This window comes from Arthrobacter sp. ZBG10, assembly GCF_001238605.1.
Classification (GTDB): domain Bacteria; phylum Actinomycetota; class Actinomycetes; order Actinomycetales; family Micrococcaceae; genus Arthrobacter.
On the sequence record NZ_LFQH01000076.1, the window covers coordinates 1 to 16,599 of the forward strand.

15 protein-coding genes are annotated in these 16,599 nt (G+C 67.2%); 12 read left to right on the forward strand and 3 right to left on the reverse strand.

All coding sequences use genetic code 11. The features are described from left to right. Positions 1-161 precede the first annotated feature (161 nt). Together ACU18_RS17085 and ACU18_RS17090 are read left to right on the forward strand one after the other, a co-directional pair. Positions 162-542 carry a DUF485 domain-containing protein gene (locus ACU18_RS17085; protein WP_050687555.1) on the forward strand — a complete coding sequence of 127 codons (381 nt, stop codon included), beginning with the start codon at positions 162-164 and terminating at the stop codon, positions 540-542. Continuing rightward, positions 539-2,155, forward strand: a complete 1,617-nt coding sequence (locus ACU18_RS17090; RefSeq protein ID WP_050687557.1) for a solute symporter family protein — start codon at positions 539-541, stop codon at positions 2,153-2,155. The genes ACU18_RS17085 and ACU18_RS17090 overlap by 4 nt, the downstream gene beginning before the upstream one ends. An 84-nt stretch (positions 2,156-2,239) precedes the next feature. Here the strand turns inward: ACU18_RS17090 and ACU18_RS17095 are convergent, their stop codons facing one another. Together ACU18_RS17095 and ACU18_RS17100 are read right to left on the reverse strand one after the other, a co-directional pair. After that, a complete protein-coding gene (locus ACU18_RS17095; RefSeq protein ID WP_050687559.1) occupies positions 2,240-2,938 on the reverse strand; it encodes a hypothetical protein in 699 nt (232 codons plus the stop codon). Positions 2,939-3,077: 139 nt separating this feature from the next. Beyond that, complete coding sequence (locus tag ACU18_RS17100) at positions 3,078-3,551, reverse strand: Lrp/AsnC family transcriptional regulator (RefSeq protein ID WP_050687561.1); 474 nt, start codon at positions 3,549-3,551, stop codon at positions 3,078-3,080. A 194-nt stretch (positions 3,552-3,745) separates the two neighbouring features. Here ACU18_RS17100 and pdhA point away from each other — a divergent pair, with 194 nt between their 5' ends. From pdhA to ACU18_RS17115, 3 genes are read left to right on the forward strand one after another with little or no spacing between them, the layout of a single operon-like run. Further along, positions 3,746-4,915, forward strand: coding sequence for a pyruvate dehydrogenase (acetyl-transferring) E1 component subunit alpha (gene pdhA / locus ACU18_RS17105; protein ID WP_050687563.1), 1,170 nt, complete (start codon positions 3,746-3,748; stop codon positions 4,913-4,915). Further along, on the forward strand, positions 4,915-5,925 hold the full coding sequence (locus tag ACU18_RS17110; protein ID WP_050687566.1) for an alpha-ketoacid dehydrogenase subunit beta: 1,011 nt from the start codon (positions 4,915-4,917) through the stop codon (positions 5,923-5,925). The genes pdhA and ACU18_RS17110 overlap by 1 nt, the downstream gene beginning before the upstream one ends. Then, positions 5,922-7,457, forward strand: coding sequence for a dihydrolipoamide acetyltransferase family protein (locus ACU18_RS17115; RefSeq protein WP_050687568.1), 1,536 nt, complete (start codon positions 5,922-5,924; stop codon positions 7,455-7,457). The genes ACU18_RS17110 and ACU18_RS17115 overlap by 4 nt, the downstream gene beginning before the upstream one ends. 213 nt (positions 7,458-7,670) lie before the next feature. On the opposite strand, the gene ACU18_RS17120 is transcribed toward ACU18_RS17115, so the two are convergent. Beyond that, positions 7,671-8,351 (reverse strand): SACE_7040 family transcriptional regulator, encoded by a 681-nt coding sequence (locus tag ACU18_RS17120; RefSeq protein ID WP_050687570.1) that lies wholly within the window; start codon positions 8,349-8,351, stop codon positions 7,671-7,673. 167 nt (positions 8,352-8,518) lie between these two features. On the opposite strand from ACU18_RS17120, the gene ACU18_RS17125 reads away from it, so the two are divergent. The 7 genes from ACU18_RS17125 to ACU18_RS17155 are packed head-to-tail and all read left to right on the forward strand — an operon-like array spanning position 8,519 to position 16,538. Continuing rightward, positions 8,519-10,126 carry a carboxyl transferase domain-containing protein gene (locus ACU18_RS17125; protein WP_050687572.1) on the forward strand — a complete coding sequence of 536 codons (1,608 nt, stop codon included), beginning with the start codon at positions 8,519-8,521 and terminating at the stop codon, positions 10,124-10,126. Between the two features lie 5 nt (positions 10,127-10,131). Next, complete coding sequence (locus ACU18_RS17130; RefSeq protein ID WP_050687575.1) at positions 10,132-12,321, forward strand: ATP-binding protein; 2,190 nt, start codon at positions 10,132-10,134, stop codon at positions 12,319-12,321. Next, positions 12,318-13,481 (forward strand): acyl-CoA dehydrogenase family protein, encoded by a 1,164-nt coding sequence (locus ACU18_RS17135; RefSeq protein WP_050687577.1) that lies wholly within the window; start codon positions 12,318-12,320, stop codon positions 13,479-13,481. Before ACU18_RS17130 ends, ACU18_RS17135 begins: the two co-directional genes overlap by 4 nt. A 36-nt stretch (positions 13,482-13,517) precedes the next feature. After that, the gene (locus ACU18_RS17140) at positions 13,518-14,309 is read left to right on the forward strand and encodes a CoA transferase subunit A (protein ID WP_050687579.1); all 792 of its coding nucleotides are present in this window, start codon (positions 13,518-13,520) and stop codon (positions 14,307-14,309) included. A gap of 2 nt (positions 14,310-14,311) precedes the next feature. After that, complete coding sequence (locus tag ACU18_RS17145) at positions 14,312-15,121, forward strand: CoA transferase subunit B (RefSeq protein ID WP_050687581.1); 810 nt, start codon at positions 14,312-14,314, stop codon at positions 15,119-15,121. After that, positions 15,118-15,705 (forward strand): MaoC family dehydratase, encoded by a 588-nt coding sequence (locus tag ACU18_RS17150; protein ID WP_050687583.1) that lies wholly within the window; start codon positions 15,118-15,120, stop codon positions 15,703-15,705. The genes ACU18_RS17145 and ACU18_RS17150 overlap by 4 nt, the downstream gene beginning before the upstream one ends. Further along, positions 15,702-16,538, forward strand: a complete 837-nt coding sequence (locus ACU18_RS17155; RefSeq protein WP_050687585.1) for an HpcH/HpaI aldolase/citrate lyase family protein — start codon at positions 15,702-15,704, stop codon at positions 16,536-16,538. Before ACU18_RS17150 ends, ACU18_RS17155 begins: the two co-directional genes overlap by 4 nt. Positions 16,539-16,599 lie beyond the last annotated feature (61 nt).

Consider the following 16,599-nt stretch of genomic DNA (forward strand, 5'->3'; position numbering starts at 1 on the left):
GTGCCGCTCGCCGCAGCATTCCCGCCGTTGAGCGACCACCCGGGGGCAGGCACTGGATTGTGGGCGGCGCCGCGCCGCAGAGTGATTGCAGTCACATCTGCGCAGGCCTGTACCCCGGCCCGCCGCCGCGTGTGAACCGCACGTCTCAATGAGGAGGAACGATGGGTAACGACGCCCACACTCCGGACGCCACCGCGTCCGTGGACTTTGAACAGGTCCAGAAGACAGAACAGTTCCAGGAGCTCCGCAAACGCCACCGCAGCTTTGTGTTTCCCATGGCCGTGGCCTTCCTGCTCTGGTACTTCGCCTACGTATTGCTGGCGGATTACGCCGTGGACTTTATGTCCACCAAGGTGTGGGGCAACATCAACGTGGGCCTGATCCTGGGCCTGCTCCAGTTTGTGTCCACGTTCGCCATCACCGGCTGGTACGTCAGCTACTCCAACCGCCGGCTCGATCCCATCGCAGCGGACATCAGGAACGAAATCGAAGGCCACGAGTTCGATAAAGACGGCAACCGAGTGAGCGGAGCGAACAAATGATCACCGTCCCCCTCGCTGTCGATGTTGCAGCCCTCAAGGACACCACCCTGCTGAATATGGGAATCTTTGGCCTCTTTGTGGCAGTGACCATGGTCATCGTGTTCCGGGCCAGCAAAAACAACAAAACAGCCGCCGACTACTACGCGGCCGGCCGGTCCTTCACGGGATCCCAGAACGGAACCGCGATCGCCGGCGACTACCTGTCGGCAGCGTCCTTCCTCGGCATCACCGGTGCGATCGCCATCAACGGCTACGACGGGTTTATGTACTCCATCGGCTTCCTGGTGGCCTGGCTGGTGGCGCTGCTCCTCGTGGCGGAACTGCTGCGCAATACCGGCAAGTTCACCATGGCCGATGTGCTGTCCTTCCGCCTGAAGCAGCGCCCGGTACGCATCGCGGCGGCCATCTCCACGCTGGCCGTGTGTTTCTTCTACCTGCTGGCGCAGATGGCCGGCGCCGGAAGCCTGATCTCCCTGCTGCTGGGCATCAGCGACTGGGGCGGCCAGGCACTGGTGATCATCGTCGTCGGCGCCCTGATGATCATGTACGTCCTGATCGGCGGCATGAAGGGCACCACCTGGGTGCAGATCATCAAGGCCATCCTGCTGATTGCCGGGGCCGCTGTGATGACCCTGTGGGTCCTCGCCATTTACGGCTTCAACCTCTCCACCCTGCTGGGAGCGGCCGTGGAGACCGCCAACAACCCCGCGGTCCTCAACCCGGGCCTGCAGTACGGCAAAACGAACACCTCCAAGCTGGACTTTATGTCGCTTGGCCTGGCGCTGGTCCTGGGCACGGCGGCGCTGCCCCACGTGCTGATGCGGTTCTACACCGTCCCCACCGCCAAGGAAGCCCGCAAGTCCGTGGTCTGGTCCATCTGGCTGATCGGCCTGTTCTACCTCTTCACCCTGGTCCTGGGCTACGGCGCAGCGGCACTGGTCGGGGCGGAAACCATCAAGTCGGCCCCCGGCGGCGTGAACTCCGCAGCACCGCTGCTCGCGTTCCACCTGGGCGGGCCGCTCCTGCTGGGCTTCATCTCGGCCGTCGCGTTCGCCACCATCCTGGCCGTGGTGGCCGGCCTGACCATCACCGCCGCGGCGTCCTTCGCCCATGACATCTATGCCAGCGTCATCGCCAAGGGGAAGGCCGACGCCGCCACGGAAGTTAAGGTGGCCCGCCGCACGGTGGTGGTCATCGGCGTCCTGGCCATCCTGGGCGGCATCTTCGCCAACGGCCAGAACGTGGCGTTCCTGGTGGCGCTTGCGTTCGCCGTGGCCGCCTCCGCCAACCTGCCCACCATCATCTACTCGCTGTTCTGGCGCCGCTTCACCACGCAGGGCGCCGTCTGGAGCATGTACGGCGGCCTCGGGTCGGCGATCATCCTGATCATCTTCTCCCCGGTGGTGTCCGGTGCGGCCACGTCCATGGTCAAGGACGCCAACTTCGCGATCTTCCCGCTCAGCAACCCGGGCATAGTGTCCATCCCGCTGGCGTTCATCCTGGGCTGGTTGGGCACCATCCTGGACCGGAACAAGGAAGACAGCGCCAAGCAGGCCGAAATGGAGGTCCGTTCCCTGACCGGCGTCGGGGCGGAAAAGGCCACCAACCACTAACCCCGCCCGGACACAAAGCCTCCGTGCACTGGACAGTGCACGGAGGCTTTGTGGTGTGGCGGGTTGGTGGTGTGCAGGGTTCCGCTACCCGGCGGGCCGCAGCTTGATGTTGGTCATCTTCAGCTGGTCAGTGCCTTCAAAGTGGTAGGCCAGGTCAACGTTCCCGCCGTCGCAGGCGATGACACCGGCGATGTCCGCCGACTTGCTGCCATTCTCCGTGGCCACGTTGACGCTGTTGTAGTCCGGCTTGCAGCTGGCGTCCATATCGAGGCTTTCGATGCCGGCAATGAACGATTCCTTGGAGATCTGCTTCTGCAGGGCAGGGTCCAGGTAATCGTCGTAGGCCGACGAGGTGTCGCCGGCGATGACCAGGTCCGTGAACCCATCCGCGAGTCCCTTTGCCTGGTTGGTGGCCCCGCCCACAACATTGATCAGGACAATCACACCGATGGCAACAAGCACCAGGAAACCGCCCACGGCTGCAAGGATGATCCACAGCGTCCTGCGCCGCTTCGGCCGGGGTGCCTCCCCGGGGAGGCCAAACGGGGTGGGACCCGCCTGGGCGTAGGGGTTCTGCGCGTACTGGTTCTGGGCATGCTGGCCGGGTTGTTGCTGGCCGGGGACCCCGGTGCCGAAGGGTTGTTCCTGGCCTGGCTGTGCCGGATATGGTCCGGGCCCGAACGCCGGTGGTGGTGGCGGAACGGGGGGCTGCCCGGGAACGTCCGGCTGCCGGGGTTCGGAGCCTGACGGGCCGGACTGGTTCGGTTCCTGGGGACTGCTCAAGGTAGAGCCTTTCCGGACGTGGTGCGCTGCACCGTCTGAGGGGCCCGCTGCCGGGCCGCCAATATCTGCCACCAAGCCTATAACCCCCCGCTGTCCCGGGCGTGGCCGGCGGGCGTGCGGCACAGAACGCGTGCCGGGGCTAGCCGGCCGCGGACCCACGGTCCAGCAGTGGCTGGACCCGGAACGGAATCAGTTCCCCCATGGCGAGGGCAGTGTCGGTCCGGTCCACGCCGTCACAGCCCAGGATCTTCCCGTTGATCCGGAACAGGTCCTCGGCGTCGAGCGCCACCACGCGCAACAGGAGGTCGGCGGAGCCGGTGAGCCCGTACCCTTCCAGGATTTCCGGGATGCCCGCAAGTTCGCCGGCCAGGCCGGCGAGTTTCTGCTGCTGCACATGCACCGAAATGAAGGCCATCAACGGATAGCCCAGCGCGGCAGGATTGATCCGCCGCTCAAACGACAGGAAGGCGTGCTTCTTCTCAAGCTGGGCCATCCGGGCCTGCACGGTGTTCCGGGACAGGCCAAGCTTCTGGGCCAGGGCCACCACGGTCCGGCGGGGATCCTGCGCCAGGGCGGATAAGAGGCGGGTGTCAGTGCCATCCAGAGCTTGCATAATGCGCAACGCTAGCACGGTGCAGATGCTCCGGACAGGGCACTTTGCTCAATGATCCGTGCAGTGGTTGTACCTTGTGGTGGTTGTGAGTAGGGTCACAATATCCGGGGCAACGGCGCCCGGGCGGCCCGCGGTGGGCAGGGCCAAAAGCCCCGCAACCGCAGGTCAAACGACGTAAGAAGGTGCGGGCTATCGTGTCTACAGACGGAACGGGCCAGGGCGCGGCAGCAGCCCCGGAAATGGCGGAAACCAGCCCTGCGGTGGCACACCGCCTGATCCAGCTGATCACTCCCGCGGGGGAGCGGGTCAGCCATCCGGAATTCGACTTCTGGGTCAAGGATGTCAGCGACGAACAGCTCTGCTCCCTGTTCGAGGACATGACGGTCATCCGGCGCATCGACGTGGAGGCCACCGCCCTGCAGCGCCAGGGCGAACTCGCCCTTTGGCCGCCACTGCTGGGCCAGGAAGCGGCACAGATCGGTTCCGGCCGTTCGCTCCGCCAGGACGATTTTGTGTTTTCCAGCTACCGGGAAAACGGCGTGGCGTACTGCCGGGGCGTGGACCTCACGGACCTGGTCCGGGTGTGGCGGGGCAACGCTTCATCTGGCTGGAATCCCTACGCCATCAACATGGCCACCCCGCAGATCATCATCGGCGCCCAGACCCTCCACGCCACGGGGTATGCCATGGGCATCCAGTACGACGGCGCGGACGCCGTTTCCGTGGCGTACTTCGGTGACGGCGCCACCAGTGAGGGCGACGTTAATGAGGCAATGGTCTTCGCGGCGAGCTTCCAGGTGCCGGTTGTTTTCTTCTGCACCAACAACCACTGGGCAATTTCCGAACCGGTGCGGCTGCAGTCCCATATCCAGCTTGCCGACCGTGCTGCCGGCTTCGGCATCCCCAGCCTGCGGGTGGACGGGAACGACGTCCTGGCCGTTATGGCCGTCACCCGGCTCGCACTGGACCGGGCGCGGCGTGGCGGCGGCCCCACGTTCATCGAAGCCGTCAGCTACCGGATGGGTCCGCACACCACAGCCGATGACCCCACCCGGTACCGGGACGCCAACGAACTTGAAGACTGGGCGGCGAAGGATCCCATCAGCCGGGTGGCGGCGCTCCTGGAACGGAAGGGCCTGCTGACGGCGGACTTCCAGCAGCACGTCAGGGACCAGGCCGACGCCGTTGCCCACCGGATGCGTAAGGGCTGCACCACCATGCCGGACCCTGAGCCCATGGACGTTTTCCGGCATGTCTACAGCACTCCCAACTCGTGGCTGGACCGGCAGCAGGAGCATTACGCCCGATATCTGGCCTCCTTCGGGGAACCCGCCGGAGCCGCAACCCAGGAAGGTGCACGCTGATGACCCGCATGACCTTCGCCCGCGCCATCAACGCGGGCCTGCGCAAATCGCTGGAAATCGATCCCAAGGTGATCCTGATGGGGGAGGACATCGGCGCCCTCGGCGGCGTCTTCCGGATCACGGACGGCCTGCAGAAGGACTTCGGCACACACCGCGTGGTGGACACGCCGCTGGCGGAGTCAGCCATCCTCGGAACCGCGGTTGGCCTGGCCTACCGCGGCTACCGCCCCGTGGTGGAGATCCAGTTCGACGGCTTCATCTACCCCGCCTTCGACCAGATCGTCAGCCAGGTGGCCAAGCTCCACTACCGCACCCAGGGCGCCGTCAGGATGCCCATCACCATCAGGGTCCCGTTCGGCGGCGGCATCGGCTCCCCGGAACACCACTCCGAATCCCCGGAGGCGTACTTCACGCACACCTCCGGCCTGCGCGTGGTCAGCGTCTCCAACCCGCAGGACGCCTACACAGTGATCCAGCAGGCCATCTCCTGTGATGATCCCGTCCTCTACTTCGAACCGAAGCGCAGGTACCACGACAAGGGCGAGGTGGATGAAGGGGTTGACCCTGCCGCAGCGCTGCCCATGGGACAGGCCAGGGTCCTGACGCAAGGCACCGACGTGACCCTGGTGGCGTACGGGCCGCTGGTCAAAACCGCCCTGGACGCCGCCGCGGCGGCCGCGGACGAAGGGATCTCCCTGGAGGTCATTGACCTGCGCTCGCTGGCCCCCGTGGACTACGACACCGTGGTGGCCTCGGTCCGCAGGACCGGCCGCCTGGTGGTCACACACGAAGCAGGGCAATCCGGTGGCCTCGGCGCCGAAGTCGCAGCCAGCATCACCGAACGGTGCTTCAACCATCTGGAGGCGGCACCCGTCCGGATCACCGGCTTTGACATCCCCTACCCCTATTCCAAGCTGGAGATGCACCACCTGCCCGGCCTGGACCGCATCCTGGACGGCGTTGACCGTGCCCTGGGCCGGCCCAACTCCCTGAGCGGGCTGGAAGGATGAGCGCCACCATGATCAAGGAATTCCGGCTCCCGGACCTGGGCGAGGGCCTTACCGAATCAGAAATCCTCAGCTGGAAGGTGGCGGTGGGGGACACTGTCACCCTCAACCAGGTGATCGCCGAAGTCGAGACGGCAAAGGCCGTGGTGGAACTGCCGTCGCCGTTTGCGGGTGTCATCAGGGAACTGCATGAGCAGCCAGGCTCCGTGGTGGCGGTAGGGAACCCCATCGTTTCCTTTGAGGTGCCGGACGACGCCGCCCTCCCGCCGGCCGCTGCAGCCAAAGGTCCGGCCAACGGTGCAGCCGCAACCGAAGGCGCCGCTGGGACCGACGCCGCTGGGACCGTCACCGCGGTGCCAGAAGAGGGCGCGACGGAAGATGCCGTGGCAGCAAGTGCCGCGCGCGGGCAGTCGGCAGTGGACGCTGTGCCGGCCCCGCCCAAGCGGGAGCCCAACCTCGTCGGGTACGGGGCCGTCGTCGAAAGCTCCGGCAGGCCGGCCCGGCGGCCCAGGATTTTCGCGCCCGCTGGTTCGAGCGCCGCCGATCCATCCCCGGTTACGCCGGGCCAAGCAGGTCCCGCCGCAGCCAAACCGGTGGAAAGCACCGTGGAGCGGCCGCGGTCCACCCCACCGGTCCGCAAGCTGGCCCGCGACCTCCAGGTGGACCTCGCGCAGGTTGCTGGCACCGGACCGCAGGGCCTGATCACCAGGGAAGACGTCCAGGCTTTTGTCCACGGTGCGCCCGGGGAGACGGGAACCCCCGCGGAGCATCGGGCGGCGGAGCAGCAGTCAGGTGAGCAGTCCGGGACGCAGCCTGTGGTGCAGGGGGCCGGTGAACGTGAATTCCGCACGCCCATCAAGGGAGTGCGGAAATACACTGCAGCGGCCATGGTGGAAAGTGCCTTCACGGCCCCGCACGTCACGGAGTTCCTCACGGTCGATGTCACTCCCACCATGGAGCTGCTGGGCCGGCTGAAGGCAAGCAGGGAGTACGGTGCACTCCGGCTGACGCCGCTCACACTCGCGGCGAAAGCGGTGCTCATCGCCCTGCGGCGCAACCCATCGCTGAATTCGCGCTGGGACGGTGCCGCCCAGGAGATCGTCACCTATAACTACGTGAACCTGGGGATAGCCGCCGCTACTCCAAGGGGCCTTACCGTTCCGAATATCAAGGACGCGGACCGGTTGTCCCTGGCTGGGCTCGCCGAAGCGCTGGCAGCACTGACCGACACGGCGAGGGCCGGCCGGACCGCGCCCGCCGAGCTGTCCGGTGGGACGCTCTCCATCACCAACATCGGTGTGTTCGGCATTGATGCCGGCACGCCCATCCTGAATCCCGGTGAGGCGGCGATCCTGGCGCTGGGGGCTGTCCGGACTGCGCCGTGGGAGTACCGCGGGGAAGTGGCCCTCCGGCAAGTCATCACGCTCAGCCTGTCCTTCGACCACCGTCTGGTGGACGGTGAGCAGGGCTCCCGTTTCCTTGCCGATGTCGGCGCCATCCTGGCCGAACCCGGCATGGCCCTCACCATGGTCTGAGGGCTTTGTCGGGCCGGGCCTGGTCGGGACCCCGGCCAGGCCTCGGCCGGGCTGATCATCAACCCTGACCAGCTAGCCTGATCAGCAAGCCTGACCGGGAACCCTGACCAGCTAGCCTGATCAGGAACCCTGATCAGCAAGCCTGATCAGCAACCCTGACCAGGAACCCTGATCAGTGGGCCTGACCAGCAAGCCGTGGTCAGCAAGCCGTGGTCAGGAAACCGGTTCCGGCGTCCCAACCGTGAGGGCCGCCACGGCCATGGCCTCAAGCAGCGGGCGGGCGGTCTTCGAGGCAACCCGCCGGCCGTGCCCGGATACGGAATGCGGCGTGGAGTTGATCAGGCCGAAGGTGGCCTGGGCACGCATGCGGAGCTCTGCAGGGTCAGTGCCCGGATGGAGCTGCACCAGGACATCCACCCAGACCTGCACGTAGCTGCGCTGGAGCAGGCGCACCGCCGCCTGGTCGGGCCCGGCCAGGGCGCTGAAGTCACGGTCCTGCACCCGGATCACGTCCGGTTTGCCCAGGGCGAACTCCACCTGGAATGCCACCAGCCGGCGCACGGCGGTGAGGGGATCGGGGTGCCGGTCCACTACCTGCCGGCCGCCGGCCAGCAGGTCCTCGCTCACAGTCACCAGCAGCGCTGCCAGCACCGCCTGCTTGCCCGGAAAATGCCGGTACACAGCGGGTCCGCTGATGCCTGCCGCGGCGCCGAGGTCCTCCAGCGATACCCGGGTGAACCCGTCGCGGGCAAACAGGGAAGCGGCAGCGGCCAGCAGCGCCTGCCGGCGGTTCTCCTTGGCCTGGCTCCGCTGGGTGGTTCCCGCGGTGGTTCCCGCCGTGAGTCCTGCCGTGGTGGCGGCACCACCGGGCAGTGGACCGCTGTTCCCGCCCATGTGCGTGGTGTCATTGCTTGGCACTTTTCCTCCTTGGACCCGCAGATTCTAGCAAGGCAGCACCTGTGTTGGACATCACAGTTAATAGAGACTAACCTGAATTTCAGTTATTAGTCACTAACCGAGTTGGCTTTTGCCGGTCGGAAAACATGGGAATGGACGCGTCGATGGAGACCCTTGCCAGCCGCCTGCAACCAGGCAGCGAAGCGTTCACCGCCAACCGGGAGGCGCAGCTCCAACTGGTGGCTGAGCTGAAGGAACGGCTGCAGACCGCCGCCCTGGGTGGCCCGGAAAAGTCCCGCCAGCGCCATGTGGCCCGCGGCAAGCTGCTGCCCCGGGAACGCATCGACGGCCTCCTGGATGACGGCAGTCCCTTCCTGGAGATCGCCCCGCTGGCAGCGGACGGCATGTATGGTGGCGACGCGCCCGGCGCCGGGGTCATCGCGGGCATCGGAACGGTCCACGGCCGCCAGGTGCTGGTCATCTCCAACGACGCCACCGTCAAGGGCGGAACGTATTACCCGCTGACGGTCAAAAAACACCTCCGGGCCCAGGAAATCGCCTTCGAAAACAGGCTGCCCTGCATCTACCTCGTTGATTCGGGCGGGGCGTTCCTGCCCATGCAGGACGAGGTCTTCCCGGACCGGGACCACTTCGGCCGGATCTTCTACAACCAGGCCCGGCTGTCCGCAGCCAAAATCCCGCAGCTCGCTGCGGTGCTGGGCTCCTGCACCGCGGGCGGAGCCTACGTCCCGGCCATGAGCGATGAAACGGTCATCGTCCGCAACCAGGGCACTATTTTCCTGGGCGGTCCGCCGCTGGTGAAGGCCGCCATCGGCGAGGTGGTAACGGCAGAGGAACTGGGCGGCGGCGACGTGCACTCACGGATTTCCGGCGTCACCGACCACCTGGCGGACAACGACCGGCACGCCCTGCAGATCCTTCGGGACATCGTCGCCACCCTCCCGCAGCCGGCCGCACCGGCTTGGCAGGTGGAACCGCCCGTGCCGCCCGTGGTGGACGAGGACGAACTCTATGGAGCGGTCCCCACGGACGTGAACGCCGCCTACGACGTCCACGAAGTCATCGCCCGGCTGGTGGACGGCAGCACGTTCCACGAGTTCAAGCGGGAATATGGCACCACCCTGGTGACGGGCTTCGCCAGGCTGCATGGCCACCCGGTAGGCATCGTGGCCAACAATGGTGTCCTGTTCAGCGAGTCCTCGCTCAAGGGCGCCCATTTTATTGAACTCTGCGACCAACGCGGGATCCCGCTGGTCTTCCTGCAGAACATCTCCGGTTTTATGGTGGGCAAGGACGCCGAGCACGGCGGCATCGCCAGGAACGGCGCCAAGATGGTCACCGCGGTAGCCACGGCACGGGTGCCCAAGCTGACGGTGGTGATCGGCGGTTCTTTCGGAGCCGGAAACTACTCCATGTGCGGCCGGGCCTACTCGCCCCGGTTCCTCTGGATGTGGCCCGCGGCCCGGATTTCCGTGATGGGCGGCAACCAGGCGGCCAGCGTGCTGGCCACCGTCAAACGGGACCAGTATGAGGCCGCAGGGGAAGACTGGCCGGCGGCCGATGAGGAAGCCTTCAAAGCCCCCATCAAGGAGCAGTACGAGGATCAGGGCAGCCCGTATTACTCCACTGCCCGGCTGTGGGACGACGGCGTGATCGACCCTGCAGATACCCGCACCGTGCTGGGCCTCGCCCTCGACGTTGTCTCCCGAACCCCGTTGCCGGATACCTCTTTCGGCCTCTTCCGGATGTGAGCCCTATGACCACGCCAGCAACCACCCGCCCCGCCAAGGAAACGGGTGCCCTTTTCGGCACCGTCCTGGTGGCGAACCGCGGCGAAATCGCCTGCCGCGTCATCCGGACGCTCAAAACGCTGGGCATCCGCTCCGTCGCCGTCTACAGCGATGCCGACGCCGGCGCCCGGCACGTGCGCGAAGCCGACACCGCCGTCCGGATCGGCCCCGCCGCAGCGGCGGAGAGCTACCTGAACATTGACGCCGTTGTGGACGCCTGCCGCCGCACCGGCGCGGACGCCGTCCACCCGGGCTACGGCTTCCTGAGCGAAAACGCCGATTTCGCCCGCGCGCTGGCCAAGTCCGGCGTCGCCTTCATCGGGCCGGGGGTGGAAGCACTGAACATCATGGGGGACAAGATCCGGTCCAAGAACCACGTGGCCGGGTACGGCGTCCCCGTGGTCCCCGGTGTTGCCAGGCCGGGCATGACCGATCAGGACCTCCTTGACGCTGCGGCCGCCGTCGGCTTCCCCCTGCTTATCAAGCCGTCGGCCGGCGGGGGTGGTAAAGGAATGCATGCCGTGGAGTCCCCGGCAGAGCTGCCGGGGGTGCTGGCCACCGCCCGGCGCGTTGCAGCCAGCGCCTTCGGCGACGACACCCTCTTCCTGGAACGCCTGGTCGGTACGCCCCGCCACATCGAGGTCCAGGTCCTGGCGGACAACCACGGCAACGTGATCCACCTGGGCGAACGCGAATGCTCCCTCCAGCGCCGGCACCAGAAAGTCATCGAGGAAGCACCCTCACCCCTGCTCGAGGGACTCCCGGACGGGGCCGCCATCCGCGCCAGGCTCGGGGAGGCCGCCTGCAACGCCGCCCGCAGCGTGGCGTACAGCGGCGCCGGAACGGTGGAGTTCCTGGTCTCGGACGACGCCCCGGACCAGTTTTACTTCATGGAAATGAACACCCGCCTGCAGGTGGAGCACCCGGTCACCGAGATGGTCACCGGCATCGACCTGGTGGAGTGGCAGGTGCGGATCGCTGCCGGCGCACCGCTCACTGTCCGGCAGGCCGACGTCGTGCTGTCCGGCCACGCCGTGGAAGCGCGGGTCTACGCCGAAGTGCCGGCGAAGAACTTCCTGCCCGCCACCGGGACCGTCCATGTGCTGGCCGAGCACGCCCCGGGCCAGGGCGGCAACGTCCGCGTGGATTCCGCGCTGGTGCCGGGGCTGGAGCTCTCCGCCGACTACGATCCGATGCTGGCCAAGGTCATCGCCTGGGGCGACGACCGCCCGGCTGCCCTGGCAGCCCTGGAAGCGGCGCTCGCCGGTTACGTCGCGCTGGGCGTGGACACCAACGTGGAGTACCTGCGCCTGCTGCTCAACGACCCGGATGTCCAGGCCGGCCGCCTGGACACCGGGCTGATCGAGCGGAAGCTGCCGGAGCTCGCTTTCCGGGGGGTCACTGACAGCGAACTGGCGGCTGCGGCCCTCTATGCGCTGGGGACGGAGGAACAAGGCCCCGCCGGTCCTTGGCAACGCCGGGACAGCTGGCGGCTGGGCGGCAGGCCGCCACGCCACATCACGTTTGCGCTGCCGGACGGCGGTGCGGCCACCGTCACGGTGGCCGGGAACCCGCAGGCGGGTCCGGTGACAGTGACCGTCGACGGCGGCGCACCGCATCGTGCCGCGCTCCGTCCCGCCGGGCCGCACCAGGCAGAGGTGACGCTCGACGGCGTACCCACCCGATACAACGTTGCCCCCGTTTTCCCCGGAAACGGAATGCCCCAACCCGGCCAGCCGGCGTCGGACGTTCCCCTGCAGGTTTTCCTGGGTAACGGCGGCTGGTCCTGCCGGCTGGAGGTCCTCACCCGGGAAGCCCGGCTGGAACGCCTCCGCGCAGCCATCCAGCGCGAGGAAGGCGCCACGGATCCGGAAGTGCGCTCGCCGATGCCCGGCACCGTGGTGTCCGTCCCTGTAGAAAACGGCGACACCGTGGACGCGGGGCAGGTGCTGCTGTCCGTGGAGGCCATGAAGATGGAGCACCAACTGGTGGCGCCCCTGGCGGGGATCGTGAAGCTGGCCGCACAACCCGGCGACCTGGTCAAAGCGGACCAGGTCCTGGCCACCATCCACCCGCACCCAGGCAGCGCATCCGCTCCTGACACCCCCGAAACACCATCCACCCCACATCCCACAGCAGAAGGAGCCCGGCCATGACCGGTTTTGAACTCACCGAGGAGTACCGGGACCTGAGCGACACGGTCCGGGACTTCGCCGACAACGTGGTGGCACCAGTGTCCGCCAAGCACGACGAAGAGCACAGCTTCCCGTACGGCGTGGTCAAGCAGATGGCGGAGATGGGCCTGTTCGGCCTGCCGTTCCCGGAGGAATTTGGCGGCATGGGCGGGGACTACTTTGCCCTGGCCCTCGCGCTGGAGCAGCTGGGCCGGGTGGACCAGTCAGTGGCCATCACCCTCGAAGCCGGCGTCTCCCTCGGCGCCATGCCCGTGTACCGGTTCGGAACGGACGCACAGAAGCAGGAATGGCTGCCCATGCTGGCGTCCGGGGAGGCCCTGGCGGGCTTCGGGCTCACCGAACCCGAAGCCGGATCGGACGCGGGCGGCACCAAAACCCACGCCCACCGTGACGGCGGAAACTGGGTGATCAACGGCAACAAGGAGTTCATCACCAACTCTGGGACCGACATCACCAAACTGGTCACCGTCACGGCCGTGACCGGCGAAAGCGAGCGCGCTGACGGCAGCGTCCGGAAGGACATCTCCACCCTCCTGGTGCCCACCTCAACGCCGGGCTTCCGGGCAGAGAAGGCCTACAACAAGGTGGGTTGGAATGCCTCGGACACCCACCCCCTGACGCTGAAGGACGTCCGCGTCCCGGAGGCCAACCTGCTGGGGGAGGAGGGCCGCGGCTACGCCAACTTCCTCTCCATCCTGGACGAGGGCCGGATCGCCATTGCAGCCCTGGCCACCGGCGCCGCCCAGGGGTGCGTTGACCTGTCCGTGAAATACGCCCGGGAGCGCAGCGCGTTCGGGCACACGATCGGTAAATACCAGGCCATCTCCTTCAAGATCGCCCGCATGGAAGCCCGGGCCCACACCGCCCGGCTGGCCTACTACGACGCCGCAGCCAGGATGCTCGCGGGCAAGCCGTTCAAGACGCAGGCGGCCATCGCTAAGATGGTCGCAGGCGAGGCGGCCATGGACAACGCGCGGGATGCCACCCAGGTATTCGGCGGCTATGGCTTCATCAACGAGTTCACCGTGGCACGCCATTACCGCGACTCCAAGATCCTGGAAGTGGGGGAGGGCACCACCGAAGTCCAGCTGATGCTCATCGCCCGCGAACTGGGACTGTAGTCCCCCTCGCAGGCGCCGGTCTGAAAGGATCCCCCGATGATTGACAAAGTAGTCGCCAGCGCCGATGAGGCAGTCGCGGACATCCCCCACGGCGCCTCCCTGGCAGTGGGCGGGTTTGGGCTCTGCGGCATCCCGGTCGCGTTGATCGACGCCCTGCACCGGGCCGGAACCTCAGACCTGGAAACGGTCAGCAACAACTGCGGTGTGGACAGCTGGGGCCTGGGGCTGCTGCTCCGTGACGGCCGGATCCGGCGCACCATCAGCTCCTACGTTGGTGAAAACAAGGAATTTGCCCGCCAGTACCTCGCCGGCGAACTCGAAGTGGTCCTCACGCCGCAGGGAACACTCGCGGAGAAGCTGCGGGCCGGCGGCGCCGGGATCCCTGCGTTCTACACCAAGGCGGGGGTGGGCACCCAGGTGTCCGACGGCGGCCTGCCGCAGAAATACGACTCCGCCGGCGGGATCGCGGTGGCCTCCGCAGCCAAGGAAGTCCGCTCCTTCGGCGGCGTCGACTACGTCCTGGAGGAATCGCTGACGCCGGACTTTGGCCTGGTCCACGCCTGGAAGGGAGACCGGCACGGCAACCTGGTGTTCCACGCAGCCGCGATGAACTTCAACCCGCTGTGCGCCATGGCCGGCCGCATCACCATCGCCGAGGTCGAAGAGCTGGTTGAACCGGGTGACCTGGACCCCGAACACGTCCATGTACCCGGGATCTTCGTCCAGCGTGTGGTCCTGGCGCCGGACGGCGAGAAACGGATCGAGAAGCGGACAGTGGCCCTGGCTGCCACCCCGGCACCCGGCAGCAGCGCGCAGGCAGGAGCATAACCATGGCGGACCCCAACAGCATTGACGCGCCCCGGCCCGAGGCCATCCGGCCCGGTTACCGGCGGGCAACCCACCAGGGCGGCCCGGGTTCAGGGGCAGCCGGCGGCCAAGGGGCGGCCGCCGGGGAACCAGGGCAACAGGGCGCCGCCAAGGGCTGGAGCCGGAACGAGCTCGCTGCCCGGGTGGCCCGGGAGCTGCGCAACGGGCAGTACGTGAACCTGGGGATCGGCATGCCCACCCTGATTCCCAACTACATTCCGGTTGGCGTCGAAGTGGTCCTCCACTCCGAAAACGGCATCCTGGGGGTGGGCCCGTACCCGGCCGAGGACGCGGTGGACCCGGACCTGATCAACGCCGGCAAGGAGACCGTCACCGTCAACAGGGGAGCGGCGTTCTTCGACTCCGCAGCCTCCTTCGGCATGATCCGGGGTGGCCATGTGGACGTCGCCGTCCTCGGCGCCATGGAAGTCGCCGCCAACGGCGACCTGGCCAACTGGATGATCCCCGGCCGGATGGTCAAAGGCATGGGCGGCGCCATGGACCTGGTGTTTGGCGCCAAAAAAGTGATTGTGATGATGGAGCACGTGGACCGCAGCGGTAACCCCAAAATCGTCCAGGAGTGCTCGCTGCCGCTCACCGGCAAGGGCTGCGTGGACCGGATCATCACCGACCTCGCCGTGATTGACGTGGTCCGTGATCCTTCCGGGTCCCGGCTGGTACTCCGCGAACTGGCACCGGACGTCTCGCTGGCCGACGTGGCAGCGGCCACCGGCGCCGAACTTTTCGAGGAAGACCAGGAACTGACGGTATGAGCACCGGAACCAGCGGCACGCACCGGCCCCCGGAAGGCCAGCAGGAGCGGCGCGTCATTGAACAGCGGGGCCTCTACTTCGACGAACTCGAAGAAGGCGTGCTGTACGCCCACCGGCCGGGCCGCACCGTCACCGAGGCGGACAACGTCCTGTTCACCACCCTCACCATGAACACCCAGGCCCTGCACCTCGATGCCGCCTGGAGCGCCGGCCAGCCCTTCGGCCAGCGGCTGGTCAACTCCATGTTCACGTTGGCCACGGTGGTGGGCCAATCCGTCACGCAGCTGACCCAGGGCACCATCGTGGCCCAGCTGGGCCTCACGGACGTCTCCTTCCCGCACCCGCTGTACCACGGCGACACGCTCTACACGGAGACGGTCATCACGGGGAAGCGCCTGTCCGGTTCGCGGCCGGGGCAGGGCATCGCCACCATGGCGCACACCGGCCGCAACCAGGACGGTACCGTGGTGGCCCTGGCCACCCGCAGTTGCCTGATGTGGACCCGGGAGGCGCACGCCGGCCAGCAGGGCAACGCCCGGGAAGCCACCACAGCGGCTGGCGGACAAGGCACAATACCGGTATGACTTTTTTGATGGGACCTGCCCTGCTCTTCTGCCCTGCGGACCGGCCGGAGCGGTACCAGAAGGCTGCTGACCGCGCGGACGCCGTCATCCTGGACCTCGAGGATGCCGTGGCCCCGGCGGAGAAACAGCGTGCCCGCGGCGCCATCCTGGCCCAGCTCGGAGCCGGGGAGGGCCCGGAGCTGGACCCGAGCAGGACCATCGTCCGCATCAACCCCGCCGGCACGGAAGAGTTCGCCAAGGACCTGCACTGCCTGGCCCACACGCCGTACCGGACAGTCATGCTGGCCAAGGCGGAAAGCGCCGCGCAGCTCGAGGCCCTTGAGGGCTACCAGGTCATCGCCCTGTGTGAAACGGCACGGGGGATCCTTAATGCACCGGCCATCGCGGCGGCCCCCAACGTTGTGGCACTGATGTGGGGTGCCGAGGATCTGCTGGCGACCCTGGGCGGCACCTCCAGCAGGATGGCCGACGGCGGCTACCGTGCTGTGGCACTGCACGCGCGTTCAGCCGTGCTGCTGGCCGCCCGGGCCTTCGGCAAGGAGGCAGTGGATTCCGTCTACGTGGACATTCCGGACGTGGCTGGGCTGGCAGTGGAATCAGCGGACGCCGTGGCATCCGGGTTCGGGTCCAAAGCCTGTATCCATCCGGCACAGGTGGCTGCCGTCCGGGCAGCCTACGCCCCATCGGCGGCGGATATCGAAGCGGCGCAGGCCCTGCTGTCGGCTGCGGCGGCGGCCAACTCCGGCGTCTTCGCGTTTGAAGGAAAAATGATCGACGGGCCCATCCTCAAACATGCCGAGGCCACCCTGCGCCGCGCCGCCCAAAACGGCTGATGCAGTAACGCCGACCTGCCTGCCTTCGCCGGCCTGGCCTGCTTTCGCGGAGTTGACCCGG

Bases quoted from the DNA above. Each gene is read 5' to 3' on its own strand.
- ACU18_RS17085 (WP_050687555.1), top strand. From the start codon at position 162: ATGGGTAACGACGCCCACACTCCGGACGCCACCGCGTCCGTGGACTTT.
- ACU18_RS17090 (WP_050687557.1), top strand. From the start codon at position 539: ATGATCACCGTCCCCCTCGCTGTCGATGTTGCAGCCCTCAAGGACACC.
- ACU18_RS17100 (WP_050687561.1), bottom strand. From the start codon at position 3,551: ATGCAAGCTCTGGATGGCACTGACACCCGCCTCTTATCCGCCCTGGCG.
- ACU18_RS17110 (WP_050687566.1), top strand. From the start codon at position 4,915: ATGACCCGCATGACCTTCGCCCGCGCCATCAACGCGGGCCTGCGCAAA.
- ACU18_RS17115 (WP_050687568.1), top strand. From the start codon at position 5,922: ATGAGCGCCACCATGATCAAGGAATTCCGGCTCCCGGACCTGGGCGAG.
- ACU18_RS17120 (WP_050687570.1), bottom strand. From the start codon at position 8,351: ATGGGCGGGAACAGCGGTCCACTGCCCGGTGGTGCCGCCACCACGGCA.
- ACU18_RS17125 (WP_050687572.1), top strand. From the start codon at position 8,519: ATGGAGACCCTTGCCAGCCGCCTGCAACCAGGCAGCGAAGCGTTCACC.
- ACU18_RS17130 (WP_050687575.1), top strand. From the start codon at position 10,132: ATGACCACGCCAGCAACCACCCGCCCCGCCAAGGAAACGGGTGCCCTT.
- ACU18_RS17135 (WP_050687577.1), top strand. From the start codon at position 12,318: ATGACCGGTTTTGAACTCACCGAGGAGTACCGGGACCTGAGCGACACG.
- ACU18_RS17140 (WP_050687579.1), top strand. From the start codon at position 13,518: ATGATTGACAAAGTAGTCGCCAGCGCCGATGAGGCAGTCGCGGACATC.
- ACU18_RS17145 (WP_050687581.1), top strand. From the start codon at position 14,312: ATGGCGGACCCCAACAGCATTGACGCGCCCCGGCCCGAGGCCATCCGG.
- ACU18_RS17150 (WP_050687583.1), top strand. From the start codon at position 15,118: ATGAGCACCGGAACCAGCGGCACGCACCGGCCCCCGGAAGGCCAGCAG.
- ACU18_RS17155 (WP_050687585.1), top strand. From the start codon at position 15,702: ATGACTTTTTTGATGGGACCTGCCCTGCTCTTCTGCCCTGCGGACCGG.